Genomic DNA, 18,095 nt, shown 5'->3' on the forward strand with positions numbered 1-18,095 from the left:
CTCCATTAAGTATGATTAGTACACACAGCATTAGTAAAACAGTAATTACGACCCAAGGTCAATTACAGATCTTAAAACCTATTAGCTTTGACGTTAAAGCGGGCGAGTCAATCGCAATAGTTGGCGCGTCTGGTTCGGGTAAATCGACATTACTGAGTTTATTGGCTGGACTTGATGAGGTGAGTTCAGGAGAAATATTCATCGATGGCCAAGCCATGCATAGTATGGATGAAGAACAAAGAGCTCAACTTCGTGGTGCTAAGGTAGGCTTTATTTTTCAAAGTTTTATGCTGGTTCAGAGTTTGACTGCACTTGAAAATATTATGTTACCAGCTGAGATTGCCGGTTTGGTAGACGCAAAAAATAGAGCCTTAGAAATTCTTAAGCTTGTTGGATTAGATCATCGAGCTAAACATTACCCTAATCAACTTTCTGGAGGAGAGCAACAACGTGTTGCTATAGCGAGAGCATTTATTACTCAACCCAAAATTTTATTTGCAGATGAACCTACCGGTAACTTAGATGCCGCTAATAGCGACAAGGTTGAGCAATTGCTCTTTGATTTAAATAGAGAACTCAATACCACCCTTATTTTAGTGACCCATGATCAGAAACTGGCTGCAAAATGTCAGCGGCAATTACATATGCATGCCGGTGAATTAAGTGAAGTTGCTGTGGATGAGATAAAAGAATGAAATCAGCTTCCGTCGACCTAGCGTGGCGTTTATTTAAACACGAAACCAAACGAGGTGAGCTAACCATTATTTTGTTAGCTATCGTTTTGGCCGTTGCGTCAGTATTATCACTGTCTTTATTCAGTGAAAGACTGCAATCTGCCTTGACTGCAAAAAGCGCTGAATTTATTGCCGCAGATCGTGTGTTGGACTCTCGCAAACCAGTTAATCCCGATTGGCTAATCAAAGCCGCGTCATATGAATTAGAGACCACTCAACAGGTCTATACTCGTTCGATGATATTTAACAAAAATAAAATGTTGCTGGCAGAATTGAGAGCGGCTGACGCTGGTTACCCGCTAAAGGGTAAATTAAAAATAAGCGATGTCGCGTTTACTAAAGGCGAAGTTACCGATGAACTGCCAAAGGCAGGGCATGCTTGGGTAGAATCACGCTTAATGCAAAGTTTGGACTTGGTCGTTGGCGATAGTATCGAAGTGGGAGATGCCACATTTGTCGTTGATAAAGTATTAATAGAAGTACCTGACGCAGGTTTTAATATTTTTGGCGGTGACCCCAAAGTTTTACTTTCCTTCAATGACTTGGAAAAAACTAAGGTCACGGGTCCTGGTAGTCGAGTAACCTATGCCTACTTCTTTACTGGCAGTTCACAAAACCTAGAAGACTATTACGCATGGTTAATGCCTTATTTGGACAGTGAAATCCATCGGTGGAAATCCATAGAAGATGACAATTCACCTATAGGTAATTCGGTAAAAAGGGCAGAACAGTATTTTTTATTGGCTAGTTTACTCGCCATAGTGTTAGCTGCGGTTTCAATTGCCGTGGCTGCGCAGCGTTACAGTCAGCGCCATTATGACCCTGTCGCTATAATGAAAACTCTCGGTGCCACAAAAAAGTTTGTACAGAATGTCTACTTATTACAAATACTATTTATCACTCTACTCGGTATAGTTATCGGTTCGTTAGTGGGCTTCGTATTGCAACAGTTGGTTGTTTGGGCGCTAGCCGATACGATTAATGTATCTATGGATGAGTGGCATTGGCGTCCTTTGCTTATTGCCATCTTTACTGGCTCTATTTGTGCCTTATTGTTTTCACTCTATCCTCTACTTAAACTATTTTCGGTGTCACCACTGCGAGTGCTTAGACGGGACCTAGGGGCCACCCTGAGTTCTAGAATTATTCAATTTATTGCTTCTGGCGGTGCTATTTTTATATTGATGTGGGCCTATAGCGAGAATCTGAAGATTAGCGCTATTTTGTTTACCTCAGGCGTATTGTTGGTTCTCGCACTGTTAGGTGTCACTTATGGGTTAATTTGGCTTGGCAGAGCACTAGGGCAGGGCAAAATGAGTGCTTGGCGTCTAGCTTGGGCACGTATTCATCGTCGCGCCCTAGACAACAGTGTTCAATTAATTAGTTTTGCTATTACCATTATGTTGTTATTGGTTGTATTAGTGATGCGCAACGATATGGTGCAGCAGTGGCAAGATCAACTTCCGCAAGGCACCCCCAATTATTTCCTAGTAAACATTACCCAGGATCAACAAGGGGAACTCGCTCAACACTTTGCCAATAGTAATGTTGATATTGAAGAATTTTATCCCGTTGTCAGAGGCCGCTTTGTTGCCATCAATGGTGAAAAAATTCGTACCGCGATCAGTAAAGAGGATGAAGAAGAACAAACTACTGGACGCGACGGATTAGGACGAGAGGCTAATCTTACTTGGAGTAATACTTTACAGACAGGCAGTCGAATAGTGGCTGGAAGTTGGTTTGATGATACAACCCTTACAAACGCCCAAGGAGAAACGCGTTATGGTGTTTCTGTTGAAGAACGCCTAGCCCAGCGTTTAAATATAAAACTAGGCGATGAACTGACCTTTAATATTGGCAGTGAAGTGGTGGAAGTGACCGTTAGTAGTTTACGCGATGTTAATTGGCAGTCGATGAAACCGAATTTCTTTTTTGTTATTGAGCCAAAAGCCTTAAGTCAGTTTAGTCCTACCTATTTGGCGAGTTTTTATTTAGCCTCAGAGCAAAAGCCACTGTTAACCGGACTGATGCAGCCTTTTGCCAGTGTTACCATGATTGATGTGGATGCCAGAATTGATCAATTGCGCTCAATCGTGCAGCAAGTCTCATTGGCAGTTGAGTTTATTTTGGTATTAGTCTTGATTGCCGGTTCACTGGTGTTAGTTGCACAGGTGCAAGCGAGTATGGATGAGCGTCAACAAGAATTGGCTATTTTACGAACGCTTGGAGCGAAAGGTCGCCTGATACGCGGCAGTGTATTATGTGAATTTATAATAATCGGGCTAACAGCAGGATTAATGGCAACTGCATTTAACGAATTGAGTTTATATTTGCTGCAAACTCAAGTCTTTCAAATGGAAGCTAAAATGCACTGGCAATATTGGTTGATAGCACCAATAGCGGGTGCCATCGTCGTATCGTGTTTAGGTGCGATTAGTTGTTGGCGTTTGCTGAAACTAAACACCAGCGCTCTGCTGCGTCAAATGGTCTAAGCAATAGGGTAGGTAGTGATGGATATAAGCATAGCCATCACTATACTGAGCTCTATTTTTTTCTAACGCAATCTAAGGCTTTATTAATCTCAGGGTAAATAAAGGTGTACCCGCTGTCTACTAAGCGTTTGGGTAGCACACGTTGGCCATACAATAAAAGATCTGCGGATTCTCCCATAGTCAGCCTTAATAGAGCTTCAGGTACTTTAAAAAAGCAAGGGCGTTTAAGGGCTTTCGCTAAGGCGTGGCTGAACTCACCATTTGTGACTGGATTCGGGGCTGTAAAGTTGTATATACCTTTGCAGTCTGGGTTAACAATCAAATGAACAAGGCCTTGCAGCATGTCTTCTAAATGTATCCAAGAGAAGTACTGCTTTCCATTTCCAATTGGGCCTCCTAGACCCAACCTAAAGGGCGTTAACATTTTTTCTAATGCTCCGCCACGTTTAGTAAGAACAACGCCTGTACGTATGATACAGACTCTTGTTCTGGTAGATTCGGCTTTTCTGGCAAGTTGCTCCCATCTTTCACAAAGTTGGTGACCAAAGTCATCATTGGGCGTATCAAATGATTCGTCGATTAACTGATCATCTTGAGGGCCGTAAAAACCAATCGCAGAACCACTTATAAGTAATTCTGGCGGCTCGTCACTAGCATGGATAAGTTCGACTAGTCTTTCGGTAGTTGCCCACCGGCTTTGTTCGATTTTGTGTTTTTGTTCACTTGTCCATTTTTTGCCGACGATAGGTTCTCCGGCCAAATTAATCACTACTTGATAGTCATTTAAATTCTTCAGGAGGGCTAGAGAAGAAAGATAGTGGATCTTGTGCCCTAAAATTTGTTCAGCCATTGCCACGTTACGTGTGTAGACGGCAATCTCGTTTGGCCTTAATAAAGGAATTAAATTTGATCCAATTAAACCTGTGCCACCCGTAATGAGAATTTTCATGATGTCCTTTGTGGTTAATTTTTATTGCAAGATAAACACAATGAGACCGAATCTGCAAAGCGTAATGCATGTGGTTTATCGACTTCGGCTTCTGCGTAAGTCACCCATTGATGTTCCGCTGCGATTGCGAGTACATCAGCAGTGAGTTTTTCTAACAGCGAAAAACGATTGTTTTCCACTAATTTAATGATCCGCTTGGTGATCGTTTTATAATTTAAAGCATCATCCATTAAGTCTGTATCTGTTGCCTGATCCGCTTGGTAATGAATTTTTACATTAATCACGACATCTTGCATATTCACAATTTCATCTTGGTTAATGCCGATGTAAGTGCGTAATCGAAGGTTTTTAATACGAATAGTAGCGGGGTTTAATTTCATTTTTAAGATATTCCAAAATTATTAGTCATTGTTAGTCACCAATACCAACGTCATCATACTGTAAAAGTAATGCCATATCTGATAGTTTGCTAGAAAAGGAATGGCCAAAGAAACTCTTAATGCAAAATCCGTCTTCATCTTCACTCAAAGTATTACTTATATTAGCATCTATTGTTATTGTCTTAGCTGGTATTAAAGCGGCCAGTGTGATTGTTGTGCCCTTTTTATTATCGCTCTTTATCGCTATGGCCTGCAGTCCGGTTGTGACATGGGCCATTAGCAAAAAAGTACCGCGTTCAATTGCGGTTGTGTTAGTGATACTGATGATAGTCGTTTTTGGATTTATTCTAGCCGGATTAGTTGGGCAATCCATGAATGAATTTAGCCAAAATCTACCAAAATATCGAGCTCAATTAGTCGATGAATTTGCTTGGTTAATTGGTCAAGCACAGAATTTCAATCTCAAGTTTGATAAACAACAAATATTATCTTATTTAGATCCGGGTATGGCCATGAATATGGTAAGCAACCTACTTTCGAGCCTTGGGGGTGTACTCACTAACTTTCTGCTTATTTTATTAATTGTAGTATTCATGCTGTTTGAAGCTGATTCCATTCCCAAAAAAGTGCATATTGCACTTGATGATCCTGATATGAAGATCCAACAAATAGATAAATTTTTAGTGTCAGTTAAAAATTATTTAGCGATCAAAACATTGGTGAGTCTTGGCACTGGTTTAGTGATTGGTTTGTGGCTTTATTTTCTTGGGCTTGATCATGTTCTATTATGGGCAATGTTGGCGTTTTTACTTAACTACATTCCCAACATTGGTTCTATTATTGCGGCAATACCGGCTGTATTATTAGCGGTTGTGCAATTAGGCTCTGGCTCTGCTGGATTGGTTGCGCTGGGTTATATAATGACTAATACGATTATGGGCAATATTGTCGAACCACGTTATATGGGGCGAGGTTTAGGTTTATCCACCTTAGTGGTATTTTTGTCCCTTATTTTTTGGGGATGGTTATTGGGAACGGTAGGTATGTTGCTCTCTGTGCCCCTCACTATGATTGTAAAAATTGCACTTGAATCTAATCCCAATACTCGTTGGATTGCCCTATTACTGGCGAGTGAAAATGATGAACAAGTTGACGAGAAAAAGGAAGAGCCACAAACGCCATAAGCCCGTTATTGTCTGACTGGGAATCTCAGGGTGATTAAGGCGCCTCCTGCGGCGCTGGTGCCAATTTCGAGTTGTCCTTGATAGGCACTAACTAAGTCTGCAACAACCGCCATGCCAATGCCTTGTCCTTCGGTATAACTATCTAAGCGTATACCTCGTTCAAGCAAAACCTGACGTTTGTTATCAGGGATCCCAGGACCGTCGTCGCCTATGGATATATTAAGCCAGTTAGTATTTATTGAGCTTTGAACAGTGATGTGTTTCTGCGCTGCCTTACAGGCGTTATCTAACAAATTACCTAATAACTCCATCAAATCAGTAATATCACCTTGAAAACGGGTACTTGCATCAACGTCTTCAATGTTCAACTTTAAGTGTTTATCGGCATAGACTTTGGCCATTGCATTAACTAGTTTTACAACCGATGGTCGAATTTCTACCGCTTGCTCCCAGCCTGCAAAACTGCCTATAACAGCACGTTTAAGTTGACGTTTTATTAACAGGTCTATCTGCTGAATAGGCTCTCTAGCTTCCGGCGGTAGTTCGGCGCATCCAGACAAAACCGCCAAGGGGGTTTTTAAACTATGGGCTAAATCACTCAAACTATTTTTATATCGAGACCGTTGTAGTTCTTCACTATCTAATAGGTGATTGATGCTACTTTTCAGTTTCTCCAATTCGGGCGGGTATTGTTGATCGACCCGTTTTAACTGACCTCGCTCGGCTTTTTTAATTTGTTGATTAAGTCGACTAATTGGCAATAAGGCAGCATTTAAACTCACCAATAGTAATACCAGCAATAGTGCAGCAATAAGGCCAAGCCATTCAAAAAGAATATTGGCAAACTTGTCTTTTTCTGTATTAAAAATGCCCTTATCTTGCAATATAAAAAAGCTGACCGCTTGATAGGTATCTGCATTTTCAAATTCTGCCGTATAGGCATAAAGAAAATATTCATCTGTCGCACCGAATTCTTCAATGAAGGTCTCAGTGCCAATGGCTGGCGGTATAAGCTTAGGTAATTGTTGCCAGTTAAGGGATGATAAGGATTTCCAGACGATATTATTTTCAGTCAAAATAAACGCGTAAAGCCCTGAATCTGGCAGGTTAAATTGGTCATTGATCAATTGTTCCGGCATGCTGGCTTGATTGTTTTCAAATTCAAACTCACTGATTAAAGTTAGGCTTTGAACTTTTAATTGCTGCAGCATTGATTGGCTTAAACTGTTGTTAAAGGCTTTTTCAAGGGTTATCGCCGTTAAAGGAATAAAAATAATCAGGGTTAAAATCGCTGCGGCAAAACTTCTAAAGCGCAGCGAAAGTTTGTTTAAGGCCGTTGGAAAATGCACCGTGTTTATAGATCTCTATTAATACGGTAGCCTCGACCACGCAGGGTTTCTATCGGATTGAGTGTCCCGTCAGGATCAATCTTTTTGCGCAAACGGCCAATGAATACCTCAATAACATTGCTGTCTAAATCAAAATCCTGATCATAAATGTGTTCGGTCAACTCGGTTTTTGAAACAATCTTTTGCGGATTTAATAACAAATATTCGAGTACCTTGTATTCATAGGCGGTTAATTCAACATGATTGCCATTAATAGTCACCTCTTCACTGAGTGTGTCGAGAGCGATAGGACCTTTTTCAATTAGTGGATGTGCCTTGCCTGCCGCTCTACGTATCAGTGCTTTTGCGCGGGCAAGTAACTCTTCATTATGAAACGGTTTAGTGAGGTAATCATCTGCACCGGCATCCAAACCTTCCACTTTTTCTTGCCATCGATCTCTAGCAGTTAATATCAGAATAGGGCAAGTGATGTTATTTTTTCGTGCTCGTTGAATAACGTCAAAGCCATCTACCACCGGTAAACCAATATCTATAATAGCCAAATCATAAGGGTGTTCATTTAGCAAAAAGAGCGCCTTTGCACCGTCATCAGCTAAATCAACACTATAGCCATTTTTTTGCAACAACTGATCCAGTTGGGTCAGTAAACGACTATCGTCTTCAACGATCAATACGCGCATCTTCAGTCCTTTTTCTCTTTGGTCACTTTTCCAGATTTTTTATCAACGTCAACAGACACAACACGGCCTGATTTTTGTAATACTTTAACACGGTAAGTTGTTTGATTTTGTTCAACTTTTAGTACACGTCCGTTTACTTTTTGCTGTGCTTGTTGAGCCGCTTCAGATTTTGTTTGTGGTGCTGGAGTTTTCTTTTTATCATCAGCCACAGCCAAGTTTGATAACAATAAAAAGCTTATCAAACTAAGTTTTACCATGGATTTGACTGAGATTTTTTTCAAAAGTTGTCCCAATGTAGTGGCTATGTGCAGCAAAATTTTAATCAAACCTTACTTTAGCAAGAAAGTAAGGTTGACATAAGCCATGTGAAAACAAAATTAAACGCATCCTAATGCACAGAAATATATCTGTTGGGCTCTGACTTGCTAAATCCTTTATATAGCTTGCCATGGATCCGATACCAATAATCATAGCCTTTAATAACCCTCACCTTTTCTGCTTTTACATAATGGCTTGTGCATTGCATTGATGGGGGATTGCTCACTTGATACCGGCCAGATTCGAGTTGACTACCAATGACGCCACCGATCACCGCGCCTATGATAGTCGCTTGGGCTTTGTTGTGACGTTCGCTGGTTAGATGACCAACTGTTCCACCCACAATACTGCCCAATAAAGCAGTATCATGTCTTGACGATTGCTTATTGGAGTGGAGTGGGCGACAAAGCTCAACCGGCTTTTCAATCATGACGTATCCGTAAACAGGCGCCACATCGAGTACTTTTACTTTTTGTTGTTTAGCAAAAGCAGCGGGACTCAGGGCGAGTAACGATAATAGTATGATAGTTTGTTTTTTCATGGTGATCTCCTCTTTAACTTGTAACGAATGTTAAAGCCAAGAGGCTGAATTGCACCTGAATTGAATTAAACTTCAGTTAACTTTTTATATAGTGACTGCGCGGACTTATTCTGGTCAAACTCCACTTGTGATTCAAACAAGCTTGTCGATTATGCAATGGTTTTAAATATTAAAATCAAGTTTTTAGGGTAAAGCACAAACTGGTGTTGGCTTGGTATATTTAATTTAGCTTGCTTAATTACCTTGTCATAATTGTAATTAGCTGACTAAGTTCGCACCGAATTATCACAAATAGCAAAAGTGCTGTATTTTCGCTTATGAGTGTATATATGTACGGCTAATTTACTGCCTTTTATTTCATCCCATAGCGCCTTGTTTTGCGCCGAAGGACAGATAGCCATTTTTAAGTAGTTTTCTTGAGCGCTTTGGCTCATTTCAAGTTGCTGGGGGATTTGAATATACGCATTAATCGTATCGTTAACTCTAGTTGAGCCTTTAAAACGCCAATCTCCTCCAATAAAATTTTTGTAAAAAACCGAATTGACTAACTTAATAGTATTGTCACTAGGAGGAATAATCCCATCTACCGTAACGAACGTGTACTCTATATCTGTCGCAGCATTACCTTGCATACAGCCCGAAAGAGTGAACATAACCAAGGTAACTGTTAACATTGTTACTTTTCGACTTAACGTATTTATTCTTTTAGACATAATTCCTCCAACCCAATAATAAAGTTATCGGCAAATATCCGTAAAACCTAAGAAGTGTGTTAGATGATTTGCGCAGAACATCCAGAGCGAGATGTCACCGCAGTCAGTCTTATGTTTAGTTACCGCCCAGAAGCCATAAAAAATATCATTGACCAACTACTTCTATTTTATGACATTCAAATTTGTCCCGGTGGTCGCTTATACTTTTCTTTAAAGCACTTTCCAAAATAGGCTTGTGAACTAAAACCACAATCAAAACAAACTGTGCTGGGTGCATGGCCTTGTTTTAATTTTTCAAACGCCCGTTCTAACCTAAAGTCACGTAACAACTTGGAAAAAGAGCAACGTAACAAGCTGTTAAGTCTGCGGTTCAAGGTTTTTTCTGACATATGCAAAGCGCTTGCAAGATCATGTACAGCATATACACTGTCAGCATAATTTTGCTGTAACTGTGCTTGTATTGTTGCTAGTAACTCATGGTTAGGAGAGTCAGCAAGTACCTTAGATTCTACTTCAGCACCCACAATTGACTCACGTAATTTATGCCTAAAAGCCTGCAAGGTTTGTAAGGTATTAGCGATTTTAGCTAGTAATACGTCCGAGCTAAAAGGTTTGGCAATGTAGTCGTCGGCTTGCAGGGCAAGGCCCTTTTTCTGACTGGCTAAATCTGACTTAGCGGTGAGTAAAATAAACGGAATATGTTTTAATTCATTATTTTGTTTAACTTTTGCACACAGCTCATAACCATCCATTTCAGGCATCATCACATCCGATAAAATTAAATCGGGACTATGTTGCTCAAGCCAAAGCAGCGCTTCTTGTCCATGTGTGCAACTGTGAACGTTTGTATGAGGTTGCAGTAATGAAATTAGGTATTGTCGCAAGTCATCATTGTCTTCAACTAGTAATATTTGACTTTTAGTAGGGAATTGAGGCAAGGGTAAATATTGGTGTGTTGAATCAATGGTCAATTCATCTTCATTTATACTTACAGGCGCTTGAATGTCATTCGATAATTTATTTAACGGTAAACTAACGCTTACTTTTGCACCACGCGGTTTAATATTTTCTAATGTAATGCTGCCTTTATTTTGTTCAACAATGTGTTTAACAATAGCTAAGCCTAAACCATTACCCGAGCCAACATTACTCTCCCGTGAAAAACGTTCAAAAACATTATCTATATTTTTAAATCCGGGGCCTTCATCGCTAAAAATTAAAACAATATTGCCGTGTTGTTGACTAAGTGCAATATCAATTCGAGTTCCAGTGGGGCTATATTTAATGGCATTGCCAATAATGTTGCCAGCAACCAAAAGCAACGTTTCTTCTATTAAAACTACTTGTAGTTCGTCTGGAATAAAACTCTCAAAGTGGATTTTAATTTGCTTTTCATCCGCTAAATGACACCAGTTTTGCAACAACTCATAGAGTTCAATGGCCGGTTTACATACTCTTTTCTGCTTTTCTACTGCTCGCATTTCTGCCAGTTTTAATAAATTCTCGACTAATTCATACAGCCGGTGGGCTTGTTTGTAAATCATCGAAACATGTGACTTTTGTTCTATGTCCATGTCTGATTTTTGTAGGTTTTCGGCTTTGCCTAATATCAACGTTAAGGGGGTACGAAATTCATGAGAGATATTTTCAAACATAGATTGTTTGGTGAGCAAGGTTTTGTTTAATTCTTCTGTACGTTGTGCAATCAGGTTTTCAAGTTGCACATTGCGCCGATTAATCGCCCTATTTCTCCAAGCGGCATAGATGATGCCGGTTAGTATCACTAACAATACGTAGGCGATATAGGCTGGTTTACTTTGCCACCATGGTGATTCAACCGCTAAAGTGAGATTGGCAGACTTTGCCCAAACACTATCATTATTTGACCCTCTTACTTCAAATTGATATTCACCTGGAACTAAGCTGGCAAAAGATAATTCTGGTTGTTGCAGTTCTATCCAATTTCCTATTTTATTTTGTTGTTTAGTGCGATATTGATAGCGATTTTTAGCCGGCAATATATAACTCGGTGCAGCAAAGTTAAGTTTAATATTTTCAGCATCGTAAGGAAGCGAGACACGGCTTGAAGTAACATGGGTTTTGTCGTTATTTTCATTAGCAGATAAAGCGATATTTTGGCCATTTACCGACAACCCAGTAAAAAAACTATCATTCGGAGGCAGGTCATTACGCCTAATATCAGTCGCTGGGTTAAACCACAACAAGCCGTCATAACCGCCATAAACCAAGGTACCAACTGCTTGCTGATAATGAGACTCTGAATCAAACCTTTGTGTGCTTAAGCCATCTGTTTTGTAATAGTTAGTAATACGCCATTGCTTTGGGTCACTATCTAGGTAGTTTTCAATTTTTACTAGGCCATTAAGCGTGCTTGCCCACAGGTTGCCATCAACACCAATTTTTAAGCTATAAATCGTGTCGCTGGGTAGGCCATCTTTGCGGCTTAGAAAATGAAACTGATCTTCCGATTTATTTTTATAGGCAATGCCACCGCCCCAAGTCGCTAGCCAAACGGTATCGTTTTTATCCAGCATTATGTCAAACATAAAATGTCGCAATCCATTTTTTTGGTTATAAACTTGTTTCAAACTAAAATCTGGATTTAAAACAATCACATTTCTATTTTGTTGATGTGTGGCCAACCAAAGCTCACCGCTTTTTGCTTTAAATATGCCGCGCAGGCTATGCATTCTAAAATCGGTTTCTGAGGTATTAGCGCTGGTTATAGCATAGGGCACGTGTTTGGTTATTGTTTTGTTTTGCCTATTAATTACAAGTAAACCCCAAGCATAGGTATTGATAAGTAACTCTTGTTCATTTAAGGCTACAAAGTGAAAAGCTGAATCAACATTTTCGGGTAAATCCAAAGAATGAAGTGTTAGTTCAGTTAAATCAAGCCAATAAATACCGTTTCTTTCTGTACCAATCCACAAGATATTACCATCTTGATATAAGGCTCTTACCTGCCACCCAGCAAGTCCATTCCACACTGTTTGCCATTCGTTCGATTGTTTATTAAAAACTAATTTAAACAAACCTAAGCCTTGGGTGCCAATCCACAGTGTATGTTCATTTTCAAACAGGCTTTGTCGTAACTTATTCGTACCCAACAAGCGTTGCAGTTGCACCTTAGTTAATCCAGAAAATTGGCTAATAACATCAGATCTAAGCGTGAATTGGCTGTCGTCATTACTTACCCAGGCAAAGTGTTTATCAGGGTACTGATTTTGTGAATAAAAACCGCCCGCGACATTTTTGGTATTCTCGCGCTGGCTGATTATTTTTCCGTCTTTATTTAAGTAAAATAGGGTGTCATCGGCCTTAATAAAAATACTATTGCCATAATTGCTTGAAGTTTTATGCGCCGCCTGCTGTAAAGGCGTAAAACTGACTAGGGTACTAATGCGAAAATCCGTGGTATCAGTCGGATTAACTAAACTAAAAATGCCACAATTACTGACCATGATATTAGTCTGTTGATTCACACTGAATTTTCTGATGTAAGGAAAGCCTCCTTTGTCATTTGCACAACTCGGAACGCGCTCAATAAAGGCCAGTTTCTTATTAGCTTGTAAGGTGTAAAGATCATTATTAATAGCAATATAAACATGCTTATCGAGATTTAAAATAGATATTGTAGAACCTGCTGGATAGTCAACCGATAATGCAGTTGTTGTGAATTTTCTAAGTTCAATATCGTAGTTAATGAGACCTAAGGTGGTGGTGACTATATGCACTTGAGTTTCACTCACTGTGGTGTCGGCGACATAACCATCCTCAATGTTAAAGTGTGCCACTTCCTGTTTGGATGCCATATCAATGATCGAAACTACAAAAGTATAAACCATGGCCCACTGGTTCTGATTTAACTGGTAAATGCCACGCGGATATTCTCCTGTTTGATAATTAACAATAGAAAACGGCTCACTAAGATATTTATCTTGATACAAGTCAAACAGCGCGAGGCCTGCGGGTGCATAAGAAACAATAAGATATTGCTCATTTAAGCGATGAAATCTTGAAATAGGCCCAGACGGAACAATAACACCATCATCACCGGCAAATGTTTGATCAATTGCATCTACTTTGTTGCCATCAAAACGAAATACGCCATCTTCGGTGCCAATCCACATGCGTGAATAGTCATCCAAATACACATCGCGCACATTCAGGTTATCGAGTTCAGGGTGATTAGGAAGGTAAAATTGTTGGCTTTGTGCCCAGCTTTGTGCTGCTAGTAAGAGTAAAATACTGGACAAAAATATCCTGATGGCGAGTTTAAAATTTATCGGAGACAAGACCACTTTCCTTGTTATTTTTTATTCAAATAAATTTATCCAACTACTTTTTATCATTAAATTAACAATTGTCCAAATAGTGATAAAAATTGTCCAAAATCTGATAACGGTTAATTGTTTTCACCTGCATGGTTAAAGCACAGCAAACTGAATATTTTAAGTTAATTCAAAGGTTTGATTTCTAATATCAAGGGATGTCTCAAGGAACGTGGCGATGGGTGAATTTTTACAAACATTATTGATAGAATCCAATATCAGCTTTGCCGAACAACAGTGCTTACAACGGTTGTCTTCACAAAGTAACGACAAACCCATTCAGCCACTGCAAACCCACAATTCAGACAATCAATTTGCATTAGACTTAACCCAGCTCTCAACACTTTTTTGTACCTCAGAACGCAACTTAAGACGTAAATGTCAACGCCTGTTCGGCATCAGCCCCAATGAGCTGCTCACGCAATACCACATTCACAAAGCCAAAACACTTCTCGAACAAGGCAATGCTATCAACGATGTCTCCTATGCGGTCGGGTTTACTACTCATAGCCATTTTTCAACAGTATTTAAAAAAGTAACGGGTATGTCACCAAAAGAATACAAAAAGAAATAAATTGTCCGAAATGTGAAAGTTTTTAAATGGGTTTTGTGGGAAGTTAGACGATAGATTGTTTTGTCAAAGTTGAAATAAGGAAAGTTGGCAATTTTTACTTTATTCCTCGTTTAATTGCATAGGAGTAATTTAGATTATAGTTACAAACTCTTACAGATTTCCAAAAAGCCATAATGAAATGATTTAATTTATAGGCATTGCTCTGGAAGCATTAGTAAATTTGATTAGGAATAACAATGTTACATAAAAATACTACATCGTTAGTCAATCTGACCATTTTCATGGTTTTTTTAGCCTCATTCCAAGTTGCGGCGACACCTTTTATAGCTGAAGCCACTATTGAATTTGATAACCAACAATACACTATACCTTATTACCAGTCTTATTTACCTGAAAATGGTTCTGACCAAGTGGTCCTTGCCCTGCCTTATGAACTTTTTTACGTTAAGCAAGATGGCAAGTTTGTAACTGAACTACCCCGATTAACTGCGGCGAAACTTTATGAAGTGTCTTACCATTTAGCCTATTTTTATATGCGTTCTCCTTCAGACAGAGTACAGCAACAGCTTGAGGTGGCTAGTGAATACTATTTTGCTTTATTGGAGGAAGGAATTGCTAATGAAAGCAGAAAATTGGCGTTGCGTTCGGCCTTTGCTGTTGGCTCTACAGCGGTTGCAGTAGGATTAACTTGTGTCGGTACTGCAGTTCCTACGCTTGGAGCCGGATGCGCTGTAGCAGTGACTTTTGCGGCTGGTTCCGGCGTTACCAGTGTATGGACAACATTAGCATCAAAACGCAGTGCCCTGGAACGTAATGAATTGCTGATGGCGGTTGTCAGTCAATTTGTTGCTGATGGGCGAGCTTTTTTCGATACAGACGAATTTGACCAGTTTCATGAGCTCTACAATGATTTGATCAGTAACCGGCCAATTTCCTTTGAAAATATCGATGGTATGATGCAATCGTTAATGTTGAACGACATAAAAACGTTTGCGTCAGCAGAAGTGATTTTAGAACTACCTCAACCAGATGGCCTCCATTTTAACAAGGAAGTATTCTTAGGTTTAGTATCACTCGGCAGTGCCGCATTGCCTTCGTCCGGCGCCTATAAGGCGGTAGGTACCATTGCCAATGTACTGATTAGTGGAGGCTTAGGTGTTTACGGTGTAATAGATGATAAAAACAGCAGGGGCGAGGAAATTACTTCAGCGGACATTCAAGAGCAATTCAACTTAGCCTTTGAGTCAGCAAACTTAACTTTACCGGTCTATTTTTCTGATTCCCGACTCGGTCGCCACGGTACCTTACTGAGCCAGTTTAGCGGAGAAAAGATAAGTACAAGCCCAAGTGTTAGTAGTACTTCAGTTGGAAGTCAGGTCAGACTGAAATTTATTGATTTACCTGAAGGTTATCAATTGTCAATTCGAAATGGACTCAACACTTGGAAATACACTACTCCGGCCTCAGGTGACCTATTTCCGGTGGTTACCGCAGGAAGCGAAAACGACTTGTTTTGGCAGTTACAGTCCCCTGATGGAGAGTTACATATTGCAGAAAAGAAAATCGGTTTGACAGTTTCCACTACCACCACACGCAATGTATACGCGTCCGGATTATCTAATGGTGTCAAAGTAGGTTGGAACGGATTGCCGATTGGTTATGATGGTGTTCTTGTTTGTATGTCCGAAAATTTGTCAGCTGTTCCTGGCAATTTGAATGAGCCTGCAACCCTGCCTACAGGAATATGTGCTACTTCTGATTGGCAGGTAAAAGGAGTTAAAGCCAGTAGCTCAGGCTCATTTGATTTTACAGGTCTTAAGCAAGCACAAGTTTACCAGTTTAGTGTTTACTCTTATGACAAGGTGCCAGCTGAATATAATAGTGACGGCGAATTGGTAAGAGCTGCATATTTCCGATTTTCTGACGCGGTACAGGTAGAGGCTAGGACCGATATTAATGGCATCCTATCAACAGTGGATTGGCCAGCGAGTGGGTTTCATCCTTATCGCATTACGGGTGAGTTGATTATACCAAGTAATGATACTTTTACTTGGCAGGACAATGCTGATTTCAATAAACTGACCATAGCTCCTGATACAACAATTCACTTAACCGGAACAGGTTCACGCATAGTGGTTTACGGCGAACTTATAGCTGATGCGCTTGATTCCAGTAATGATATCGTATTTACCTCAGATGACAGTAGTCCCCAACCAGGTAATTGGGGCTATATTCAGTTTAAATCTGGCAGTAAAGGGGTCTTGGATAGTGTACAAATAGAATATGGCGGTAATGGCGATTCAGTGGTGTTTTTCGATGGAGGTAACGCTAGCCTAATTCGTTCAACAATCAAACATATCAACGGTAGTGGAGTATCATTCCGATATGAAACTCTGTCTACACTGCAACAATCGACAATTACCCATGTTAGCAAATATGCAGTAAATGCGGCTTTTAATGGCACGACTACCCCCACAAGATCTTATGGAGTAAGCAATAATTATTTAGAAGGGACATTGGGGGCCACATTCTTGGGCTCGTCAGCAAGTGGTGCTTTTCCAGTAGTCAGTGGAAATAATACATTTACAGTAGAACCAACTATAAACAGCGTTCGCGTAAGCGATTATACTTTCACTCAAAACTCAGAAATATTCAGAGACTTAGTGTTTTATGGAAGCTTGACAATTCCTTCAAATGTCGAGTTAGATATCTATCAAGGGGTGACTTTATTTGGCGCAAATCGTAGCTCAAGAATAGTAGTTAGCGGCCAGTTGAATATGCACGGTCATCCAAGTAACCCTGTTACAGTTTCATCCGTCAAAACCAAGCCTGCCGCAGGGGATTGGGGATATGTGCAATTTGTTGAAGGCAGTACAGGCAGTTTGAAAAACGTCATTATGGAATATGGGGGGGATGACAATTACAGCAGCTATTTCACAAATTCTTTGGGCGTAGGCAGCGCTCATCAAGGGGCAGTATCGGCTATTCTGGTGGTGGAATCTTCACCTACATTAGAAAATGTGTACCTTCGGCATATTGCGGACGTGAGTAGATATAATAACGACGCAAATAACCCCAAAGCCGCGGGGGTTTGGTTTAGAGGTAATGCTGCGCCCTCAATCAATGATTTGACGGTTGAGTACAGTGAAAGTTATGGGGTGTATGCTCAATCAACTGTTACTGGTGCTTATAGCATTGACAAACTAAACGTCAGTCATGCCGGTGATTATGGCATTTATATTTCGGGTACGGGCGCCTATGCGCTTGGCAGTATTCAGTTAAATAGTAATGTCAAAGGTGGGTATTGGAATCCCTTAGCCGACAGCCAAGGAAGGTTGAGCAATTATACACTGACGGGTGACACCACTGACAGCAGTGCCTTGTTTATTACTGGGCAATTAGATGTAAATTTTACTGCTACCGATAACATTAAGTTATTCAATGCCACCACCATTGGTACTGATTCCTCCTTGACCATTAATCCTGACATTCAGGTATATGGTTATGACCGTGCCAGCAGATTAATTGTAAAAGGCGAATTAATCGCCAGCGGTAGTGCGGCGAAGCCCATAACCTTTACCTCAGACAACGAGACCCCCGCCGCAGGTGATTGGGGATATGTTCAATTTGCTGAAGGCAGTAGAGGCAGTTTAAAAAACGTCATTATGGAATATGGCGGGGATGACAATTACAGCAGCTATTCCACAAATTCTTTGGGCGTAGGCAGCGCTCATCAAGGGGTAGTATCAGCTATTCTGGTGGTGGAATCTTCACCTACATTAGAAAATGTGTACCTTCGGCATATTGCGGACGTGAGTAGATATAA

The 18,095-nt window shown here is 40.2% G+C and carries 13 protein-coding genes; 5 read left to right on the forward strand and 8 right to left on the reverse strand.

What is annotated here, in order from left to right:
- Positions 1-11: 11 nt before the first annotated feature.
- Positions 12-695, forward strand: coding sequence for an ABC transporter ATP-binding protein (locus ABKW31_RS19560; protein ID WP_348618278.1), 684 nt, complete (start codon positions 12-14; stop codon positions 693-695).
- On the forward strand, positions 692-3,226 hold the full coding sequence (locus tag ABKW31_RS19565) for an FtsX-like permease family protein (RefSeq protein ID WP_348618279.1): 2,535 nt from the start codon (positions 692-694) through the stop codon (positions 3,224-3,226). The genes ABKW31_RS19560 and ABKW31_RS19565 overlap by 4 nt, the downstream gene beginning before the upstream one ends.
- Before the next feature lie 52 nt (positions 3,227-3,278).
- Here ABKW31_RS19565 and ABKW31_RS19570 read toward each other — a convergent pair whose 3' ends face one another.
- Both ABKW31_RS19570 and folX read right to left on the reverse strand, forming a co-directional pair.
- Complete coding sequence (locus ABKW31_RS19570; RefSeq protein ID WP_348618280.1) at positions 3,279-4,175, reverse strand: TIGR01777 family oxidoreductase; 897 nt, start codon at positions 4,173-4,175, stop codon at positions 3,279-3,281.
- Positions 4,176-4,189: 14 nt separating this feature from the next.
- Positions 4,190-4,555 (reverse strand): dihydroneopterin triphosphate 2'-epimerase, encoded by a 366-nt coding sequence (gene folX, locus ABKW31_RS19575; RefSeq protein WP_348618281.1) that lies wholly within the window; start codon positions 4,553-4,555, stop codon positions 4,190-4,192.
- Positions 4,556-4,674: 119 nt separating this feature from the next.
- On the opposite strand from folX, the gene ABKW31_RS19580 reads away from it, so the two are divergent.
- Positions 4,675-5,739, forward strand: a complete 1,065-nt coding sequence (locus ABKW31_RS19580) for an AI-2E family transporter (protein ID WP_348618282.1) — start codon at positions 4,675-4,677, stop codon at positions 5,737-5,739.
- Between the two features lie 5 nt (positions 5,740-5,744).
- Here ABKW31_RS19580 and ABKW31_RS19585 read toward each other — a convergent pair whose 3' ends face one another.
- From ABKW31_RS19585 to ABKW31_RS19610, 6 genes are all read right to left on the reverse strand, one after another.
- A complete protein-coding gene (locus ABKW31_RS19585) occupies positions 5,745-7,088 on the reverse strand; it encodes an ATP-binding protein (protein WP_348618283.1) in 1,344 nt (447 codons plus the stop codon).
- Between the two features lie 5 nt (positions 7,089-7,093).
- The gene (locus tag ABKW31_RS19590; protein ID WP_348618284.1) at positions 7,094-7,768 is read right to left on the reverse strand and encodes a response regulator transcription factor; all 675 of its coding nucleotides are present in this window, start codon (positions 7,766-7,768) and stop codon (positions 7,094-7,096) included.
- Between the two features lie 2 nt (positions 7,769-7,770).
- Complete coding sequence (locus tag ABKW31_RS19595; RefSeq protein ID WP_348618285.1) at positions 7,771-8,049, reverse strand: PepSY domain-containing protein; 279 nt, start codon at positions 8,047-8,049, stop codon at positions 7,771-7,773.
- Positions 8,050-8,156: 107 nt separating this feature from the next.
- Complete coding sequence (locus ABKW31_RS19600) at positions 8,157-8,627, reverse strand: glycine zipper 2TM domain-containing protein (protein ID WP_348618286.1); 471 nt, start codon at positions 8,625-8,627, stop codon at positions 8,157-8,159.
- A gap of 266 nt (positions 8,628-8,893) precedes the next feature.
- On the reverse strand, positions 8,894-9,340 hold the full coding sequence (locus tag ABKW31_RS19605) for a hypothetical protein (protein WP_348618287.1): 447 nt from the start codon (positions 9,338-9,340) through the stop codon (positions 8,894-8,896).
- A gap of 176 nt (positions 9,341-9,516) precedes the next feature.
- Complete coding sequence (locus ABKW31_RS19610; RefSeq protein ID WP_348618288.1) at positions 9,517-13,659, reverse strand: response regulator; 4,143 nt, start codon at positions 13,657-13,659, stop codon at positions 9,517-9,519.
- Positions 13,660-13,873: 214 nt separating this feature from the next.
- Between ABKW31_RS19610 and ABKW31_RS19615 the strand changes: the two genes are divergently transcribed.
- Positions 13,874-14,269 carry a helix-turn-helix transcriptional regulator gene (locus tag ABKW31_RS19615; RefSeq protein WP_348618289.1) on the forward strand — a complete coding sequence of 132 codons (396 nt, stop codon included), beginning with the start codon at positions 13,874-13,876 and terminating at the stop codon, positions 14,267-14,269.
- Positions 14,270-14,505: 236 nt separating this feature from the next.
- On the forward strand, positions 14,506-18,095 hold a 3,590-nt coding region (locus tag ABKW31_RS19620; protein WP_348618290.1), incomplete at its 3' end, for a hypothetical protein.

This window comes from Paraglaciecola sp. 25GB23A, assembly GCF_040012495.1.
Classification (GTDB): Bacteria; Pseudomonadota; Gammaproteobacteria; order Enterobacterales; family Alteromonadaceae; genus Paraglaciecola.

What these genes read in the sequence shown, in the direction of transcription:
- ABKW31_RS19615 (WP_348618289.1), top strand. Translation starts at nt 13,874, where the DNA reads ATGGGTGAATTTTTACAAACATTATTGATAGAATCCAATATCAGCTTT.
- ABKW31_RS19565 (WP_348618279.1), top strand. Translation starts at nt 692, where the DNA reads ATGAAATCAGCTTCCGTCGACCTAGCGTGGCGTTTATTTAAACACGAA.
- ABKW31_RS19560 (WP_348618278.1), top strand. Translation starts at nt 12, where the DNA reads ATGATTAGTACACACAGCATTAGTAAAACAGTAATTACGACCCAAGGT.
- ABKW31_RS19605 (WP_348618287.1), bottom strand. Translation starts at nt 9,340, where the DNA reads ATGTCTAAAAGAATAAATACGTTAAGTCGAAAAGTAACAATGTTAACA.
- ABKW31_RS19590 (WP_348618284.1), bottom strand. Translation starts at nt 7,768, where the DNA reads ATGCGCGTATTGATCGTTGAAGACGATAGTCGTTTACTGACCCAACTG.
- folX (WP_348618281.1), bottom strand. Translation starts at nt 4,555, where the DNA reads ATGAAATTAAACCCCGCTACTATTCGTATTAAAAACCTTCGATTACGC.
- ABKW31_RS19580 (WP_348618282.1), top strand. Translation starts at nt 4,675, where the DNA reads ATGCAAAATCCGTCTTCATCTTCACTCAAAGTATTACTTATATTAGCA.
- ABKW31_RS19570 (WP_348618280.1), bottom strand. Translation starts at nt 4,175, where the DNA reads ATGAAAATTCTCATTACGGGTGGCACAGGTTTAATTGGATCAAATTTA.
- ABKW31_RS19600 (WP_348618286.1), bottom strand. Translation starts at nt 8,627, where the DNA reads ATGAAAAAACAAACTATCATACTATTATCGTTACTCGCCCTGAGTCCC.